An 18,380-nucleotide genomic window follows, 5' to 3' on the forward strand; every position below is an offset into this window, starting at 1 on the left:
TGTCAGCCGGATGGCGCTGTTCAGGCTGCCATCCGGTATAAAAATTCAGTATTTTCTTCTTTCCTCATGCTGATTTTTGGCCTGGAATAGAAAGCAAAAGGATCTCCTGGTCGGGAGTGTCGAAATTTGAGGAATAATGATGAAAAAAATGGCAATTGCCTGCGCATTACTTTCAAGCGTCGTGGTCAACAGTGTATGGGCTGACGCCGCCAGTGATTTAAAAAGCCGTCTGGATAAAGTGAGCAGCTTTCATGCCAGCTTTACCCAGAAAGTAACCGATGGCAGTGGGGCTGCTGTGCAGGAAGGTCAGGGGGATTTATGGGTCAAGCGCCCCAATTTATTCAACTGGCATATGACACAGCCCGACGAGAGCATCCTGGTGTCTGACGGTAAAACATTATGGTTCTATAATCCATTTGTCGAGCAGGCTACCGCCACGTGGCTAAAAGATGCCACTGGCAACACGCCGTTTATGTTGATTGCCCGTAACCAGTCCAGCGACTGGCAGCAATATAATGTTAAGCAAAATGGCGATAATTTTGTGTTAACGCCGAAAGCCAGTAACGGCAATCTGAAACAGTTCACCATCAATGTAGGACGCGACGGGACTATCCATCAGTTCAGTGCTATCGAACAAGACGATCAGCGCAGCACCTATCAGCTGAAGTCCCAACAAAATGGTGCTGTCGATCCAGCGAAATTTACGTTTACTCCACCGCAAGGGGTAACGATAGACGATCAACGTAAGTAGAGGCGATGAGTGAGCAATCTGTCGCTCGATTTTTCTGATAATACATTTCAACCGCTGGCCGCGCGGATGCGGCCGGAAAATTTAGCACAGTATATAGGCCAGCAGCATCTGCTGGCTGCAGGTAAGCCATTGCCTCGCGCTATTGAGGCCGGGCACCTGCACTCCATGATTTTATGGGGACCGCCAGGTACCGGTAAAACTACGCTCGCGGAAGTTATAGCCCGCTACGCCAGCGCCGATGTTGAGCGTATTTCCGCCGTCACTTCCGGTGTAAAAGAGATCCGCGAAGCCATCGAGCGTGCTCGCCAGAATCGAAACGCCGGGCGTCGTACTATCCTGTTTGTCGATGAAGTCCATCGTTTTAACAAAAGCCAGCAGGACGCCTTTCTACCGCATATCGAAGATGGCACTATCACTTTCATCGGCGCGACGACGGAAAATCCCTCTTTTGAATTGAACCCGGCGTTATTATCACGCGCGCGGGTCTATCTGCTGAAGTCGTTGACCACCGACGATATTGAGCACGTTCTGGACCAGGCAATGCAGGACAAAACGCGTGGTTATGGTGCTCAGGATATCGTGTTGCCGGACGAAACGCGGAGAGCGATTGCGGAACTGGTCAATGGTGATGCGCGGCGCGCCTTAAATACACTGGAAATGATGGCTGATATGGCGGAGGTGGATGACAGTGGCAAACGTGTTTTATTGCCCGCGTTATTGACCGAGATCGCCGGCGAGCGCAGCGCGCGTTTTGATAACAAAGGCGATCGATTCTACGATCTTATTTCTGCCTTACACAAATCTGTGCGCGGTAGCGCGCCGGATGCCGCCCTCTATTGGTATGCCCGTATTATTACCGCAGGAGGCGATCCTCTGTATGTGGCGCGCCGTTGCCTGGCGATCGCCTCGGAAGATGTCGGTAATGCCGATCCACGTGCGATGCAGGTTGCCATTGCCGCCTGGGATTGTTTTACCCGGGTTGGTCCGGCGGAAGGCGAAAGAGCGATTGCGCAGGCTATTGTTTATCTCGCCTGCGCGCCGAAGAGCAACGCTGTCTATACCGCCTTTAAAGCCGCGCTTGCCGACGCGCGTGAACGTCCTGATTATGACGTTCCTGTCCATCTGCGTAATGCGCCGACTAAGCTCATGAAAGAGATGGGTTATGGTCAGGAGTACCGCTATGCCCATGATGAGCCTAATGCGTATGCGGCGGGCGAAGTGTACTTCCCGCCGGAAATCGCGCAAACGCGTTATTATCATCCGACTCATCGGGGTCTGGAGGGCAAGATTGGCGAAAAGCTCGCCTGGCTGGCTGAACAGGATCAAAATAGCCCCACAAAACGCTACCGCTAGTGTAAACGTTGCGGTAAGGTTATCTTAAACATGATGCCGTGGGTATCATGGTGTTGGTGGTCACTCTTGTGATGTCTGATGGCGTTTGGCTTACCAGGCCTGCCAGTGCGGCGCAATGGATGCGTTGCTGTTATGGTTGGCCCGATAAGGTGAAAATGTCGCCATTGGCAAATGAATTTCAGGCCCATCAACATGATCAGATGCGATCATCAATTGATCGCGTTTCCTTTTATTATTCGATAAGCACAGGATAAGCATGCTCGATCCCAATCTGCTGCGTAATGAGCCAGACGCAGTCGCTGAAAAACTGGCACGCCGGGGCTTTAAGCTGGATGTAGATAAGCTGCGCGCTCTTGAAGAGCGTCGTAAAGTTTTGCAGGTCAACACGGAAAACCTGCAGGCAGAGCGTAATTCACGATCGAAATCCATTGGCCAGGCGAAAGCGCGCGGGGAAGATATCGAGCCTTTACGCCAGGAAGTGAATAAACTGGGCGAAGCGCTGGATGCGGCGAAAGCCGAGCTAGATACCTTGCTGGCGGAGATCCGCGATATTGCGCTGACTATTCCAAACCTGCCGGCGGATGAAGTACCGGTGGGTAAAGATGAAAACGACAACGTTGAAGTCAGCCGTTGGGGTACCCCGCGTGAGTTTGATTTTGAAGTTCGCGATCATGTCACTTTAGGTGAAATGCATTCTGGCCTCGACTTTGCCGCTGCGGTTAAGCTGACCGGCTCCCGTTTTGTGGTCATGAAAGGACAGATTGCGCGTATGCATCGCGCATTATCGCAGTTCATGCTGGATCTGCATACGGAGCAGCATGGCTATAGCGAGAACTACGTGCCGTATCTGGTTAACCACGACACGCTGTATGGCACTGGTCAATTGCCGAAATTCGCAGGTGACCTGTTCCACACCCGTCCGCTGGAAGAAGAAGCCGACAGCAGCAACTATGCCTTGATTCCGACGGCAGAAGTCCCGCTGACCAACCTGGTGCGCGATGAAATCATCGACGAAGACCAGTTGCCGATTAAAATGACGGCGCATACGCCATGCTTCCGTTCTGAAGCAGGGTCTTATGGCCGTGATACCCGAGGTCTGATCCGTATGCACCAGTTCGACAAAGTTGAGATGGTGCAGATCGTTCGCCCGGAAGATTCCATGGCTGCGCTGGAGGAGATGACCGGCCATGCGGAAAAAGTGCTCCAGCTACTGGGACTGCCGTACCGTAAAATCATTCTGTGCACCGGCGATATGGGCTTCGGCGCCTGCAAAACTTATGATCTTGAAGTCTGGGTTCCGGCGCAGAATACCTACCGCGAGATCTCTTCCTGCTCTAACGTCTGGGATTTCCAGGCGCGCCGTATGCAGGCACGTTGCCGCAGCAAGTCCGACAAAAAGACTCGCCTGGTGCATACCCTGAACGGTTCCGGGCTGGCCGTAGGCCGTACCCTGGTGGCGGTAATGGAAAACTATCAGCAGGCTGATGGCCGTATTGAAGTGCCGGAAGTACTACGTCCGTACATGAACGGGCTGGAATTTATCGGCTAATCCTCGCTTCCTCCTCTTCTAAAAAGCGCCTTTGGGCGCTTTTTTTATACCAGTTTGATACCGGACAATAATTTCTACCCTATTAGGGGTAATACTGATTTCGAATGAAGGTCAGTTTTTAACACTCTTATTTTTACTTTTTCGATATATAAAAGAAGTTATAACGTCATTTCGCTATATAAATTTATATACATCTATTTATTATTTTTTATTGTGAGCAGCAGAGTGAGCCCTTATGAAAACTAAGATCCCTGATGCCGTGCTGGCAGCCGAGGTAAGCCGTCGTGGTTTAGTCAAAACCACCGCGATAGGCGGCCTGGCGATGGCCAGTAGCGCATTTACCCTGCCATTTACCCGCATCGTTAACGCTGCAGAGACGATAAGCCCGGCCAAAACGGGCGAGAAAGTTGTCTGGAGTGCCTGTACGGTAAACTGCGGCAGCCGTTGCCCGCTACGTATGCATGTCGTGGATGGCGAAATTAAATATGTCGAAACGGATAATACTGGAAACGATGATTACGATGGTCTGCACCAGGTTCGCGCCTGCCTGCGTGGCCGTTCCATGCGTCGTCGCGTCTATAACCCGGATCGGCTCAAGTATCCGATGAAGCGCGTTGGCGCACGTGGCGAAGGTAAATTTGAGCGTATTAGCTGGGACGAAGCCTACGATATCATCGCCAGCAATATGCAGCGTCTGATCAAAGAGTATGGCAACGAGTCCATTTATCTGAACTATGGCACGGGGACGCTGGGCGGCACTCTGACACGTTCATGGCCGCCAGGAAAAACGCTGGTTGCCCGCTTGATGAACTGCTGCGGCGGTTATCTCAACCATTACGGTGATTACTCATCCGCGCAAATCGCCGCAGGTCTGAACTACACCTATGGTGGCTGGGCGGATGGCAATAGTCCATCCGACATTGAAAACAGTAAGTTGGTGGTGTTGTTTGGTAATAACCCTGGCGAAACCCGCATGAGCGGGGGCGGTGTAACGTATTATCTTGAACAGGCGCGGCAGAAATCAAATGCGCGTATGATCATTATCGATCCCCGTTACACCGACACCGGTGCCGGCCGCGAAGATGAGTGGATTCCGATTCGCCCTGGTACCGATGCGGCGCTGGTTAATGGCCTGGCGTATGTCTTAATTACCGAGAATATGGTCGATCAGCCATTCCTGGACAAATATTGCGTCGGTTATGACGAAAAAACCTTACCTGCCAGCGCGCCGAAAAACGGTCACTACAAAGCCTATATTCTGGGCCAGGGCAAAGACGGTATTGCGAAGACGCCGGAGTGGGCGGCGCAGATTACCGGTATCCCGGCAGATCGCATTATTAAGCTGGCACGAGAAATTGGCAGCGCTAAACCCGCGTATATTTGCCAGGGGTGGGGACCACAGCGTCACGCCAACGGGGAAATTGCCACGCGCGCCATCTCGATGCTGGCGATCCTGACCGGTAATGTCGGCATTAACGGCGGCAACAGCGGCGCACGAGAAGGCTCTTATGACCTGCCATTTGAGCGTATGCCCACGCTGGAAAACCCGGTTGAAACCAGTATCTCCATGTTTATGTGGACCGATGCCATTGAACGCGGCCCGGAAATGACGGCGCTGCGTGATGGCGTGCGGGGCAAAGATAAACTGGATGTGCCGATCAAAATGATCTGGAACTATGCTGGCAATTGCCTGATTAACCAGCACTCTGAAATTAACCGCACCCATGAAATCCTGCGGGATGATAAAAAGTGCGAGATGATCGTTGTTATTGACTGTCATATGACTTCATCGGCGAAATATGCCGATATTCTGCTACCTGATTGCACCGCTTCTGAGCAGATGGATTTTGCGCTGGATGCCTCCTGTGGGAACATGTCTTACGTTATCTTCACCGATCAGGCGATTAAACCGCGTTTCGAGTGCAAGACAATTTATGAGATGACCAGCGAACTGGCGAAACGTCTTGGGGTAGAGCAGCAGTTTACCGAGGGGCGGACGCAGGAAGAGTGGATGCGTCATCTGTACGAGCAGTCGCGCAAAGCGATTCCGGAGCTGCCCACCTTTGAGGCGTTCCGTCAGCAAGGCATCTTCAAACAGCGTGACCCCGAAGGCCATCATGTTGCCTATAAAGCCTTCCGTGAGGATCCTCAGGCGAATCCACTCACAACACCGTCGGGCAAGATTGAAATCTATTCACAGGCGCTGGCGGATATCGCTGCGACCTGGGAATTGCCGGAAGGCGATGTGATCGATCCCTTACCGATCTATACGCCAGGCTTTGAAAACTATAACGATCCGCTAACGGAGAAATTCCCGCTGCAGTTGACGGGCTTCCACTATAAAGCACGCGTTCATTCCACTTATGGCAACGTGGATGTACTGAAAGCCGCCTGCCGCCAGGAAATGTGGATCAATCCAATGGATGCGCAGAAACGCGGTATCAGCAATGGCGATAAAGTTCGCATCTTCAACGACCGCGGCGAAGTGCATATTGAGGCTAAAGTGACGCCGCGCATGATGCCGGGCGTGGTCGCCTTAGGAGAAGGCGCATGGTACGACCCGGACGCAAAACGTGTGGATCAGGGCGGATGTATTAACGTACTGACGACCCAACGCCCCTCTCCGCTGGCGAAGGGGAACCCGTCACACACTAACCTCGTTCAGGTTGAAAAGGTATAAGGAGTAACCGATGACAACCCAGTATGGATTTTTTATTGATTCCAGCCGTTGCACCGGTTGCAAAACCTGCGAACTGGCCTGTAAAGACTACAAAGATTTAACCCCGGACGTCAGTTTCCGCCGCATTTATGAGTATGCCGGTGGCGACTGGCAGGAAGATAACGGCGTCTGGCACCAGAACGTTTTTGCCTATTATCTCTCGATTTCGTGTAACCACTGCGAAGACCCGGCCTGTACCAAAGTCTGCCCGAGTGGTGCAATGCACAAACGTGAAGACGGTTTTGTGGTGGTGGATGAAGACGTGTGTATCGGCTGTCGCTATTGCCACATGGCCTGCCCGTACGGCGCGCCGCAGTACAATGCCGCCAAAGGCCATATGACCAAGTGCGACGGTTGCCACGACCGGGTGGCAGACGGCAAAAAGCCGATTTGCGTGGAATCCTGCCCGCTGCGGGCGCTGGATTTCGGCCCGATAGACGAACTGCGTAAAAAGCACGGTGACCTGGCGGCGGTCGCGCCGTTGCCGCGCGCGCATTTCACAAAGCCGAATATTGTGATTAAGCCCAACGCCAACAGCCGGCCGACCGGGGATACCACCGGTTATCTGGCCAATCCGAAGGAGGTATAAGATGGGAAACGGATGGCATGAATGGCCGCTGATGATCTTCACGGTCTTTGGCCAGTGTGTGGCCGGTGGTTTCATTGTTCTGGCCCTGGCGCTAATGAAAGGCAATCTGCGAGTAGAAACGCAGCAGCGGGTGATTACCTGCATGTTTGGTCTGTGGGTGTTGATGGGCATCGGCTTTATCGCCTCAATGCTACATCTGGGCTCGCCAATGCGTGCATTTAATTCGCTTAACCGCGTGGGGGCTTCCGCGCTGAGTAATGAAATTGCCAGTGGTTCTGTGTTTTTTGCAATCGGCGGAATTGGCTGGCTACTTGCAGTACTGAAAAAGTTGTCGCCGGCGCTGCGCACTTTCTGGCTGGTTATCACGATGGTACTGGGTGTCGTTTTCGTCTGGATGATGGTGCGGGTGTATAACAGCATTGATACAGTACCGACCTGGTACAGCATCTGGACACCGCTGGGCTTCTTCCTGACGCTCTTTATAGGCGGCCCACTGCTCGGGTATCTGTTGCTGCGCATTGCGGGCGTAGATGGCTGGGCGATGCGTTTGTTGCCCGCGGTTTCAATGCTGGCGCTGGTGGTCAGCGCCATTATGGTGTCGATGCAGGGCGCAGAACTGGCGACGATTCATAGTTCCATTCAGCAGGCGTCTGCGCTGGTGCCGGATTATGGTTCGCTGATGGCCTGGCGTATGGTACTGCTGGCCGTGGCGCTGTGCTTCTGGATTGTGCCGCAGTTAAAAGGGCGCCTGCCTGCGGTGCCGCTGCTCTCCCTGGCCTTTATTCTGGTACTGGCGGGAGAACTGATTGGCCGCGGCGTATTCTATGGTCTGCATATGACCGTGGGCATGGCGGTAGCCAGCTAACGCGTTGACGCGTATTCGGCCTGCAGAACGTGCAGGTCGAATACGCCAGCAGTCGCCATCAATCTGAGGAATATAACCGGGGCGGAGAAGGCGCATATAAATCCATAGAGAGGAAAACGAAGCTAAAGGAACCATGAAATTTTTCGACTGAACGAAACGCCGTTTTTATAGAGGAGATCAATAAAAACAAAGGGATGAATTTTTAGCCTTCCAATATATTCACGCTCAGAATCAGTAAATCAAATCGATAGTCGTAAAAGTCGCGTAACGCCTGTATAGAGCCAATTGACAATGTTTTTGGCGGTGGCATGATGCGCATGAAATTTGAACTTCCTCACGGTTTTGACTCATGTCCACCTATACCCGTCCCGTCATGCTTTTGCTGTGCGGGCTACTTTTGTTGACCCTGGCGATTGCCGTATTGAATACGCTTGTCCCGCTGTGGCTTGCTCAGGCCGACCTTCCTACGTGGCAGGTTGGTATGGTCAGTTCGTCTTATTTTACCGGCAATCTGGTCGGGACATTATTTACCGGGTATTTAATTAAACGCATTGGGTTTAACCGTAGCTATTATCTCGCCTCGCTGATCTTCGCCGCAGGGTGTGTAGGTCTGGGGGTGATGGTAGGATTCTGGAGCTGGATGAGCTGGCGTTTTATTGCGGGTATCGGTTGTGCCATGATTTGGGTGGTCGTCGAAAGCGCACTGATGTGCAGCGGAACTTCACATAATCGCGGGCGCCTGCTCGCGGCGTATATGATGGTCTATTACGTGGGAACTTTTCTCGGACAATTGCTGGTTAGCAAAGTTTCCGGTGAATTAATGCATGTCCTGCCCTGGGTTACGGGAATGATTCTGGCGGGGATATTGCCGCTTCTCTTTACCCGGATTATAAATCAGCAAACGGAGGCGCGTTCTTCCACCTCTATTACCGCCATGCTGAAGCTACGTCAGGCGCGTCTTGGCGTGAATGGTTGTATTATTTCCGGCATCGTTCTCGGCTCGTTATACGGCCTGATGCCGTTATATTTGAAACACCAGGGGATGGGGAATGCCAGCATTGGCTTCTGGATGGCAGTTCTGGTCAGCGCCGGTATTTTGGGACAATGGCCAATAGGCCGTCTGGCGGATAAATGTGGTCGGTTGCTGGTATTACGTGTACAGGTATTTGTCGTGATAATTGGCAGTATTGCGATGTTGACTCAGGCGGCAATGGCGCCTGCGTTATTTATTCTTGGGGCGGCGGGTTTTACGCTTTATCCGGTCGCCATGGCCTGGGCCTGTGAAAAAGTCGAACATCACCAGCTTGTGGCAATGAACCAGGCGCTGCTGTTAAGTTATACGGTAGGGAGTCTGTTAGGTCCCTCCTTCACTGCCATGTTAATGCAGAATTATTCAGATAATCTGCTGTTTATTATGATAGCCAGCGTATCGTTTATTTATCTGCTGATGTTGTTGCGTAATGCCGGACAGACACCCAACCCCGTCGCGCACATGTGATGGCTCTCTGAATAGTATGCAGAATAACTGTTTTGCATACTATTTATCTATATTTTATGTGGAATAATAGATCTACATAATTTCCTTTCTTTGCTAAAAAATAAAATGTGCAGAAGGTTTTAATTTTACGTTCCGCCATTTTCTCTCCCCACTTTTAGCGTGCATAATTCCTCTCTTTATCTATAGCAATAACATTGTATTCACAAAGGATGGCGTTATGCCGAATGTACAGGAAAAACAGTTACGATGGTACAACATCGCCTTGATGTCGTTTATTACCGTTTGGGGATTTGGCAATGTTGTCAATAACTATGCTAACCAGGGGCTGGTGGTTGTTTTCTCCTGGGTGTTTATTTTTGCGCTCTATTTTATTCCCTATGCGTTGATCGTTGGCCAGTTGGGGTCAACCTTCAAAGAGGGAAAAGGGGGGGTCAGTACCTGGATTAAACATACGATGGGACCAGGGTTGGCTTACCTTGCGGCATGGACTTATTGGGTGGTGCATATTCCCTATCTGGCACAAAAACCGCAGTCGATACTTATTGCATTAGGATGGGCATTAAAAGGTGACGGCTCGTTGATCAAAGAGTATAGCGTCGTCGCGTTGCAGGGGCTGACGCTGGCATTGTTTGTTTTCTTTATGTGGGTCGCTTCCCGTGGGATGAAATCGCTAAAGGTTGTTGGGTCTGTGGCTGGTATTGCCATGTTTATAATGTCAATTTTGTATGTAGTGATGGCCGTAACCGCGCCAGCAATTACTCACGTTGAAATTGCGACCACTAACATTACCTGGCAGTCATTTATTCCCCATATCGATTTTACCTATATCACCACCATATCTATGTTGGTCTTTGCCGTTGGTGGGGCGGAAAAGATCTCGCCTTACGTCAATCAGACCCGGAATCCGGGGAAAGAGTTTCCGAAAGGAATGTTATTTCTGGCGGTGATGGTTGCTGTGTGTGCCATTCTCGGTTCGCTGGCGATGGGGATGATGTTTGACTCTCGCCATATCCCTGATGATTTAATGACCAACGGTCAATACTATGCGTTCCAGAAATTGGGTGAGTATTATCATTTAGGGAATACGTTAATGGTGATTTATGCCATTGCTAATACGTTAGGGCAAATCGCTGCGCTGGTATTTTCTATTGATGCCCCACTAAAAGTCTTGCTGGGTGACGCAGACAGTAAATACATTCCGCAGCGTTTATGTCGTACTAACGCATCTGGAACACCGGTTAATGGCTATTTGCTGACGTTAGCGCTGGTTGCCGTCTTGATTATGTTGCCGACGCTTGGTATCGGCGATATGAACAATCTGTACAAGTGGCTGCTTAATCTCAACTCTGTAGTAATGCCTTTACGTTATCTGTGGGTTTTTGTCGCTTTCATTGCAGTGATTCGGTTGGCGCAAAAATATAAGCCGGAATATGTCTTTATTCGTAATAAGCCGCTAGCGTTAACCGTGGGGATTTGGTGCTTTGCCTTCACCGCTTTTGCCTGCCTCACCGGAATTTTCCCCAAAATGGAAGCCTTCACGACGGAGTGGACATTCCAGCTCGCGCTGAACATAGTCACGCCTTTTGTGCTGGTGGGATTGGGTCTAATTTTTCCGTTGCTGGCACGTCGGAACGCATAACGGTGCTCTTTTTAACGGCGCTCTTTATTAGTGAGCGCCTTTTTAAATTAATAAAGATGCAAGCAAGCATATAAATCTGAAAATAAAGTAAAGTTGATTTTATATATGTTAATAACAAGGTAGCATAGCTATAAATGCTGGTTTTAGTGAGGTGCTATTATTAGTTGATTGAAAACTATATGTTTTTATTTATAGTGTGATATCGCTCCGCTTTTGGACAGACTTATTTACATTGCTACTTTTAAAGAGGCAGTGACAGTGAACGTTATTGTTGTCGATAATGCATAATCAGTGTAAGGGTTGAAGAAAATAAACTATCAGCAGTTTTTTTTATTATTCTGGTGCGATTGGTTTTATTGTAAGTTAGAAAATATATTATTCATAATCATTAACCGATATGGTTTAAGAAGCTGGTGGTGGGAGGTTTCTTTTGCTATTTACCACCCTAAGTTTGTTGTCCTGGTCTGGTTTTTAAAAGTTGTACTTATTTATCCTTTTTTGGACAGGTATCGGCGCTGTAAAATTTTCTTGTATGAGATATAATATTTAATGAATGAAATGGTAACTCTTTGATTTTTCTGATGTTAATAATATAAAGAAATAATATATATGGAGTGCGATTATACACTCCTGTTTGTGTTGCGCCCCGAAATTATTCTGAATTCCTGACTGTAATGGAAGGGTATTTCTTTAACTTCATCCACTATAAAGTAAGTTTATTATGAAAAAAAGAGACAGGCATAATCCTGGCAAGGGATTAATGAAAAGTATGGCAATGATACAGATACTACTTCAGGCAATGCTCCCTGTTGCTCTGAGTATATCTGCATCCGTCAGGGCGGCTGAATTATCACAAAGTGCCCGCTCTGTTGATAAAAATAATACCTCACCTTACTCCTCACAGATGACTCAGGCAGCAACCGCATTATCTTCCGGAAATGTGACAACTGCGGGGGCGAATATGGCCTCCGGTTACGCGGGTGATTCGGTTGAAAAATGGCTAAGTCAATTTGGCACCGCGCGCGTACAACTTAACGTTGACGATAAAGGCAACTGGGATGATAGCGCCATCGATTTCCTGGCGCCGCTTTACGACAGTAAAAAGGCAATGTTGTTTACCCAGCTTGGTCTGCGTGCGCCGGACGATCGTGTAACCGGTAACTTTGGTTTAGGCGTACGTACGTTTTATACCGAAAACTGGATGTTTGGCGCCAACGTCTTTTTTGACGATGATTTCACTGGTGATAACCGGCGGATTGGTTTGGGAGGTGAGGCATGGACCAATTACCTGAAACTCTCCGCAAATACCTATCTGGGGACAACGGACTGGCATTCGTCGAGAGATTTTGACGACTACTATGAAAAACCAGCCGACGGCTTCGACGTGCGGGCCGAAGGCTATCTGCCAGCGTATCCGCAACTGGGTGCGAAGGTAATGTACGAACAATATTACGGTGACAAAGTTGCCCTGTTCGATAAAGATGACCTGCAGAGTAATCCCTCGGCCGTTACGGTAGGCGTGAGCTATACTCCAGTCCCGTTGATTACCGCCGCTGTTGATTACCGTCACGGACAGGACTCAATGGACGAGACGCATTTCGGCGTAAACTTTCGTTATAACTTCGGGCAGACGCTCTCTCAGCAGCTTTCTTCCTCCGAAGTGCAGAACTTGCGTAGTCTGGCAGGCAGCCGCTACGATTTAGTCGAGCGTAATAATGAAATTGTGCTGCAGTATAAACAGAAGAAACAGGCCGACGCGGTGGCCAATATGCTGTTAACGACGGTAAAAGATAACAGCCCGGCGGATGGTGTGACGGCGAATACAGTTACAGTCAGAGCCACAACGACTGATGGCGCACCAGTACGTAACGCGGTTATCGGCTGGAGTATTATTGGCGGCGCGCAGAAAACCACTGCTGGCAGCACGGCAAGCGATGCACAGCTTAGCGTGGAGAGCGGTGTCACCGATGCAAATGGCAACGCCAGTGTGAATGTCACCAGCAAGACGGCCGGGGCAGTGACGGTACAGGCGACGTCGGGCAATATTTCGCGCACGGCGACGACCACGTTTGTACAGTCGGTGGGGAGCCTGAATCTGGCGCTGACCCAAAACAATAGTCCTGCGGACGGCAGCAGCCAGAATGCGGGTGAAGTGACAGTCAAGGATATTAACGGCAATGTCATGTCGGGCGTGGCCATTAACTGGAGCGTGAATAACGATGCGAAGGTTGTCGCCAGCGATGTTCAGACCAATGCGCAGGGCAAAGCCACCGTGCATTACACCAATACGAAAGCTGGCGCCGTGACATTAACGGCATCAGCCGCAGGAAAAACGGCGTCAGTGAATTCCGCTTTCGTTTCACAGTCAGAGGTCAGTAATGTTACGGTGACCACGACAACCAATAATGCGCAGGCCAACAATAACGCGACCAACGCGGCGCAGGCGCTGGTGACCGATGGAAACGGCCTGCCGATGGCGAACGCCAGCGTAACATGGTCGATAAGCGGTAGTTCAACCGCCAGCCTGAGCAGCGCAGCGACAGTGACGACCAATGCGCAGGGGATTGCTACGGTTACCTTTAAAGATTCTGTTGCGGAAACGGTGACGATTGTCGCCAGCGCGGGGAGTAAGAGCGGTTCATCAGGCGCAGTATTTACGCAGACGGCTGCGACTAATATTCTGCTTACCGTACAGCAAAATAACGCGGCGGCAGACGGGACTTCAACCAATACCGTGCAGGCGAAAGTGACAGACAGTAGCGGTCAGCCGGTAGCAAATACGGCGGTCTCCTGGAGTGTGGGAGGAAGCGCAAAAGCGGTTTCAGCCGTCACCGTTAATACTAACGCTGATGGCGTAGCGACGCTGTCTCTGAGCGATAATGTCGCGGAAAGCGTGACGGTTAATGCTTCGGCGAATGGTGCGCAGGGACAGGCGACAGTCACGTTCGTTCCGACGATATCTTCCGTCTTTGTTGCGGTTACGGCAAACAATGCGCTGGCTGACGGCTCGTCGGTGAATACCTTCCGGGCGACGGTAACCAGTCCGAGCGGCCAGCCTGTGGCAAATACCAGCGTTACATGGAGCTTAAGCAGCACTACCGCCAGCGCCACAACATCGCTGAATGCCACGACGGACGCCTCTGGCGTGGCGACGCTGAGTATTACCGATACCGTCGCGGAATCAGTGACTGCAACTGCTAAAGCGGGTAATGTTCAGGGGCAGGCGGCAGCGACATTCAACCCGGCAGCCGTTGAGGTGAGTTCGGTGACGGTAACGGTTCCTACTAACAACCAGCCCGCGGACGGTAGCGCGACGAACCAGGCGCAGGCGCTGGTTACAGATGCGAATAATCAGCCGCTGGCGAATGTGCAGCTCGTCTGGGCGCTCACCGGCAGCGCCACGGTAAATGCCACTACGCCGCTTAGCGTGACCACCGACAATAACGGTATCGCCACATTAGGTTTTACCGATACGGTTGGGGAAAACGTGACCGTGACAGCGACGGCGGGAGGGAAACGAGGGCAGACGACGGCGACGTTTATCGACACATCCTTTGGTCCTATTACCGTACAATACGAAAACCTGAACATGAATGGGGTCATTAACCGAAATACCGTTACCGTTGCCGGGGGACTTAAGACACAGGTGCTTTCGTATCGCAATATTCAGGCAGGAGATACCCTTCATCTGCATTTTGAAATCACCGGCACGCTCAATACGCCGTTGGATCCTGACGCATCAATTACGACCCTTCCTTATACCTGGGATACGGATTATACCGTGACGGCAGATGATGTTTCGTCCGGAAAACCTATTGAGTTTATCAACCCGGATAACCTGGCATGGATTGACTCCCCCGATGGGGAACCCCCACTGGAGGCCAAAACCACCGTTATCGTTGTACGCCCGTCAACGCAGGAACAGGAAACCGGAACTGTCAGCGCATCTCTTGATACTCGCTGATAAACAGGCTGGTATAGTGGCTTAGTAACACAATAAGAAACCTGGGTTATCCAGGTTTCTTATTTACTGACGTAGCCATGGCTGAAAAGTCAGAACGCTGATCTCAACGTAAAAATAGGGGATGCGTCAGCACTCTAACGGCGACCTTTATGGGGGCCGTTCAAAAGCTAATAATAGTGCTGGCGTTTAATACATGACCTTATGACCATACTGCTCAAGGATGCCTTTGACGCGTTCCATGGTCTCTTTCTTCGGTGGTTTCACACCATCCAGTTTGTATTCTTCGCCCATTGCCACCCATTTATGTTTACCCAATTCATGATAGGGCAGTAATTCGATTTTTTCGACATTGCCCATATCGCGGGTAAACTCGCCCAGTCGATGCGCGGAATCATCATCATCAGACCAACCGGGTACGACAACATAGCGGATCCATACTTTCACATCTTTCTTCGATAAATACTGTGCAAATTCCAGTGTCCGATGGTTTGAGACGCCCACCAGGTTCTGATGGATCTCATCGTTCATCTGTTTGATATCAAGCATCACCAGATCGGTCACGTCCAGCAGTTCATCAATAACCGGATCGTAACGACGAACAAAGCCGTTGGTATCCAGGCAGGTATGGATACCTTCTTTTTTACAGGCGCGGAACCAGTCACGAACAAACTCCGCCTGCAAAATCGCCTCGCCGCCTGAGGCGGTCACACCACCACCAGACGCGTTCATAAAGTGACGATAGGTCACAACCTCTTTCATTAAATCTTCAACGGTCACTTCTTTACCGCCATGCGTATCCCATGTGTCGCGATTATGACAATACAGGCAGCGCATCAGGCAGCCCTGGAAAAAGGTAATAAAGCGGATACCCGGGCCATCAACGGTGCCACAGGATTCAAAGGAGTGAATGCGACCAATAACTGACATTGCGGTGTTTCTCCAGATGTGGCCCATCCGGGGCCGTGTTGGTGCACAGCTCGTCGGCTGTGTCGAGTCTGTTTTGGCAGCCACCCATTACGTTTAGATAGCTGACGAAAAAGACGTAGTTGTTAAAAAGGCCCCACTGACGTGGAGCCTTTATTGTACGCTTTTTTAATGACTATTTCAGTCAAAAACCATTACATGGTCTGCGTGAAGGTACGGGTAATAACGTCCTGCTGCTGTTCTTTCGTCAGGGAGTTAAAGCGTACCGCGTAGCCAGAAACACGGATGGTCAGCTGCGGATATTTTTCCGGATGCTCCATCGCATCCAGCAGCATTTCACGGTTCATGACGTTCACGTTCAGGTGCTGACCGCCTTCGATAGACGCTTCGTGATGGAAGTAACCATCCATCAGGCCTGCCAGGTTAGTTTTACGAACTTCGTCGTCTTTACCCAGTGCGTTCGGAACGATAGAGAAGGTGTAAGAGATACCATCTTTAGCGTAAGCAAACGGCAGTTTTGCAACGGAGGTCAGAGAGGCAACAGCACCTTTCTGGTCACGGCCGTGCATTGGGTTAGCACCTGGTCCGAACGGCGCGCCAGCACGACGACCGTCTGGGGTGTTACCGGTTTTCTTACCATACACAACGTTGGAGGTGATGGTCAGTACAGACTGCGTCGGGATAGCGCCACGGTAGGTGGTCAGTTTCTGAATTTTCTTCATGAAACGTTCTACCAGATCAACCGCCATGTCATCAACGCGAGCGTCGTTGTTACCAAACTGCGGGTATTCGCCTTCGATTTCGAAGTCGATAGCCAGACCATCTTCGTCACGAATCGGTTTAACTTTCGCATATTTGATGGCAGACAGGGAGTCAGCTGCAACGGACAGACCAGCGATACCACACGCCATGGTGCGGATAACGTCACGGTCGTGCAACGCCATCAGAGAGGCTTCGTAGCTGTACTTATCGTGCATATAGTGGATAACGTTCAGCGCAGTGACGTACTGTTTAGCCAGCCAGTCCATGAAGTGATCCATGCGTTCCATAACTTCGTCATAGTTCAGCACGTCACCTTTGATTGGCTCAGATTTCGGACCCACCTGCATTTTCAGTTTTTCATCAACGCCGCCGTTGATAGCGTACAGCATGGTTTTCGCCAGGTTTGCACGCGCACCGAAGAACTGCATTTGTTTACCAACGATCATCGGGCTTACGCAGCAAGCGATAGCGTAGTCATCGTTGTTGAAGTCCGGACGCATCAGGTCATCGTTCTCGTACTGCAGAGAAGAGGTGTCGATGGACACTTTAGCGGCGAATTTTTTGAAGTTCAGCGGCAGTTTTTCAGACCACAGAACGGTGATGTTCGGTTCCGGAGAAGGACCCATGGTGTACAGGGTGTTCAGGAAACGGAAGCTGTTTTTGGTGACCAGAGTACGGCCGTCAACGCCCATACCACCGATAGATTCAGTTGCCCAAATCGGGTCGCCGGAGAACAGTTCATCATACTCAGGGGTACGCAGGAAGCGAACCATACGCAGTTTCATGACCAGGTGGTCAATCATTTCCTGAGCGTCTTGCTCTGTGATTTTGCCTGCTTTCAGGTCACGTTCGATGTAGACATCCAGGAAGGTAGATACGCGACCAAAGGACATTGCTGCGCCGTTCTGAGATTTAACCGCAGCCAGATAGCCGAAGTAAGTCCACTGGATAGCTTCCTGGGCGTTCGTTGCCGGACCAGAGATATCACAGCCATATTTAGCTGCCATTTCTTTGATCTGACCCAGAGCGCGGTGCTGTTCAGCAATTTCTTCACGCAGACGGATAGTCGCTTCCAGGTTTACACCGTTTTCCAGATCGGATTGCAGGGAAGTAAACTGAGCGAATTTGTCTTTCATCAGGTAGTCGATACCGTACAGCGCGACGCGACGGTAGTCACCGATGATACGGCCACGGCCATACGCATCCGGCAGACCCGTCAGAACGCCGGATTTACGGCAACGCAGGATGTCCGGAGTATAAACATCGAATACGCCCTGGTTGTGAGTCTTACGGTATTCAGTGAAGATTTTTTTGATCATCGGGTCCAGCTCGCGATTGTACGCTTTGCAGGAACCTTCAACCATTTTGATACCGCCGAACGGGATAATCGCACGTTTCAGCGGAGCTTCAGTTTGCAGACCAACAATTTTTTCCAACGCTTTGTTGATGTAACCCGCGTCGTGAGAAGTGATGGTAGAAGCAACAGAGGTGTCAAAGTCAACAGGCGCGTGAGTGCGGTTTTCCTGTTTAACGCCTTCCATTACGCTGTCCCACAGCGTGGTGGTGGCTTCAGTAGCGCCAGCCAGGAAGGATTCGTCACCCTCATAGGGAGTGTAGTTTTTCTGGATGAAGTCACGGACGTTTACTTCATTCTGCCAGTCACCTTTGGTAAAACCTTCCCAGGCTGTGGCTAACTTTTCATTAAGCTCGGACATGTAACACCTACCTTCTTAAGTGGATTTTTTATTTACTGCGCAGGGCGAACAT

General features: G+C 50.6%; 12 protein-coding genes. 9 read left to right on the forward strand and 3 right to left on the reverse strand.

Annotated features, from left to right (window positions below):
* Nucleotides 1-139 precede the first annotated feature (139 nt).
* Together lolA and rarA are read left to right on the forward strand one after the other, a co-directional pair.
* Complete coding sequence (gene lolA, locus SBG_RS04275; RefSeq protein ID WP_015702786.1) at nucleotides 140-751, forward strand: outer membrane lipoprotein chaperone LolA; 612 nt, start codon at nucleotides 140-142, stop codon at nucleotides 749-751.
* Nucleotides 752-760: 9 nt separating this feature from the next.
* A complete protein-coding gene (gene rarA, locus SBG_RS04280; RefSeq protein ID WP_000067777.1) occupies nucleotides 761-2,104 on the forward strand; it encodes a replication-associated recombination protein RarA in 1,344 nt (447 codons plus the stop codon).
* A gap of 90 nt (nucleotides 2,105-2,194) precedes the next feature.
* On the opposite strand, the gene SBG_RS23335 is transcribed toward rarA, so the two are convergent.
* Nucleotides 2,195-2,317: a hypothetical protein gene (locus tag SBG_RS23335; protein WP_256861780.1), complete on the reverse strand. Its 123-nt coding sequence runs from the start codon at nucleotides 2,315-2,317 to the stop codon at nucleotides 2,195-2,197.
* A 43-nt stretch (nucleotides 2,318-2,360) separates the two neighbouring features.
* On the opposite strand from SBG_RS23335, the gene serS reads away from it, so the two are divergent.
* The 7 genes from serS (at nucleotide 2,361) to SBG_RS04320 (ending at nucleotide 14,927) form a co-directional block, all read left to right on the forward strand.
* Nucleotides 2,361-3,653 (forward strand): serine--tRNA ligase, encoded by a 1,293-nt coding sequence (gene serS, locus SBG_RS04285; RefSeq protein ID WP_000886701.1) that lies wholly within the window; start codon nucleotides 2,361-2,363, stop codon nucleotides 3,651-3,653.
* 235 nt (nucleotides 3,654-3,888) lie between these two features.
* Entirely contained in the window at nucleotides 3,889-6,333 is a 2,445-nt protein-coding gene (dmsA, locus tag SBG_RS04290; protein ID WP_000850271.1) for a dimethylsulfoxide reductase subunit A, read from the forward strand.
* Between the two features lie 10 nt (nucleotides 6,334-6,343).
* Complete coding sequence (gene dmsB, locus SBG_RS04295) at nucleotides 6,344-6,961, forward strand: dimethylsulfoxide reductase iron-sulfur subunit DmsB (RefSeq protein WP_000213081.1); 618 nt, start codon at nucleotides 6,344-6,346, stop codon at nucleotides 6,959-6,961.
* 1 nt (nucleotide 6,962) lies between these two features.
* A complete protein-coding gene (locus tag SBG_RS04300; RefSeq protein ID WP_000526460.1) occupies nucleotides 6,963-7,826 on the forward strand; it encodes a dimethyl sulfoxide reductase anchor subunit family protein in 864 nt (287 codons plus the stop codon).
* 349 nt (nucleotides 7,827-8,175) lie between these two features.
* Entirely contained in the window at nucleotides 8,176-9,324 is a 1,149-nt protein-coding gene (locus tag SBG_RS04310; protein WP_000109261.1) for an MFS transporter, read from the forward strand.
* A gap of 217 nt (nucleotides 9,325-9,541) precedes the next feature.
* Nucleotides 9,542-10,963, forward strand: coding sequence for an amino acid permease (locus SBG_RS04315; protein ID WP_001134271.1), 1,422 nt, complete (start codon nucleotides 9,542-9,544; stop codon nucleotides 10,961-10,963).
* 760 nt (nucleotides 10,964-11,723) lie between these two features.
* Nucleotides 11,724-14,927, forward strand: a complete 3,204-nt coding sequence (locus tag SBG_RS04320) for an Ig-like domain-containing protein (protein ID WP_141024932.1) — start codon at nucleotides 11,724-11,726, stop codon at nucleotides 14,925-14,927.
* Nucleotides 14,928-15,113: 186 nt separating this feature from the next.
* Here the strand turns inward: SBG_RS04320 and pflA are convergent, their stop codons facing one another.
* Nucleotides 15,114-15,854, reverse strand: coding sequence for a pyruvate formate lyase 1-activating protein (gene pflA, locus SBG_RS04325; protein ID WP_000111035.1), 741 nt, complete (start codon nucleotides 15,852-15,854; stop codon nucleotides 15,114-15,116).
* A gap of 191 nt (nucleotides 15,855-16,045) precedes the next feature.
* Complete coding sequence (gene pflB, locus SBG_RS04330; RefSeq protein WP_001292826.1) at nucleotides 16,046-18,328, reverse strand: formate C-acetyltransferase; 2,283 nt, start codon at nucleotides 18,326-18,328, stop codon at nucleotides 16,046-16,048.
* Nucleotides 18,329-18,380 lie beyond the last annotated feature (52 nt).

Source organism: Salmonella bongori NCTC 12419 (assembly GCF_000252995.1).
Classification (GTDB): Bacteria; Pseudomonadota; Gammaproteobacteria; order Enterobacterales; family Enterobacteriaceae; genus Salmonella; species Salmonella bongori.

Excerpts from the sequence above, each read along its gene's own strand:
- pflA (WP_000111035.1), bottom strand. The coding sequence starts at position 15,854 with ATGTCAGTTATTGGTCGCATTCACTCCTTTGAATCCTGTGGCACCGTT.
- SBG_RS04310 (WP_000109261.1), top strand. The coding sequence starts at position 8,176 with ATGTCCACCTATACCCGTCCCGTCATGCTTTTGCTGTGCGGGCTACTT.
- SBG_RS04300 (WP_000526460.1), top strand. The coding sequence starts at position 6,963 with ATGGGAAACGGATGGCATGAATGGCCGCTGATGATCTTCACGGTCTTT.
- lolA (WP_015702786.1), top strand. The coding sequence starts at position 140 with ATGAAAAAAATGGCAATTGCCTGCGCATTACTTTCAAGCGTCGTGGTC.
- SBG_RS04320 (WP_141024932.1), top strand. The coding sequence starts at position 11,724 with ATGAAAAGTATGGCAATGATACAGATACTACTTCAGGCAATGCTCCCT.
- SBG_RS04315 (WP_001134271.1), top strand. The coding sequence starts at position 9,542 with ATGCCGAATGTACAGGAAAAACAGTTACGATGGTACAACATCGCCTTG.
- dmsA (WP_000850271.1), top strand. The coding sequence starts at position 3,889 with ATGAAAACTAAGATCCCTGATGCCGTGCTGGCAGCCGAGGTAAGCCGT.
- dmsB (WP_000213081.1), top strand. The coding sequence starts at position 6,344 with ATGACAACCCAGTATGGATTTTTTATTGATTCCAGCCGTTGCACCGGT.
- serS (WP_000886701.1), top strand. The coding sequence starts at position 2,361 with ATGCTCGATCCCAATCTGCTGCGTAATGAGCCAGACGCAGTCGCTGAA.
- pflB (WP_001292826.1), bottom strand. The coding sequence starts at position 18,328 with ATGTCCGAGCTTAATGAAAAGTTAGCCACAGCCTGGGAAGGTTTTACC.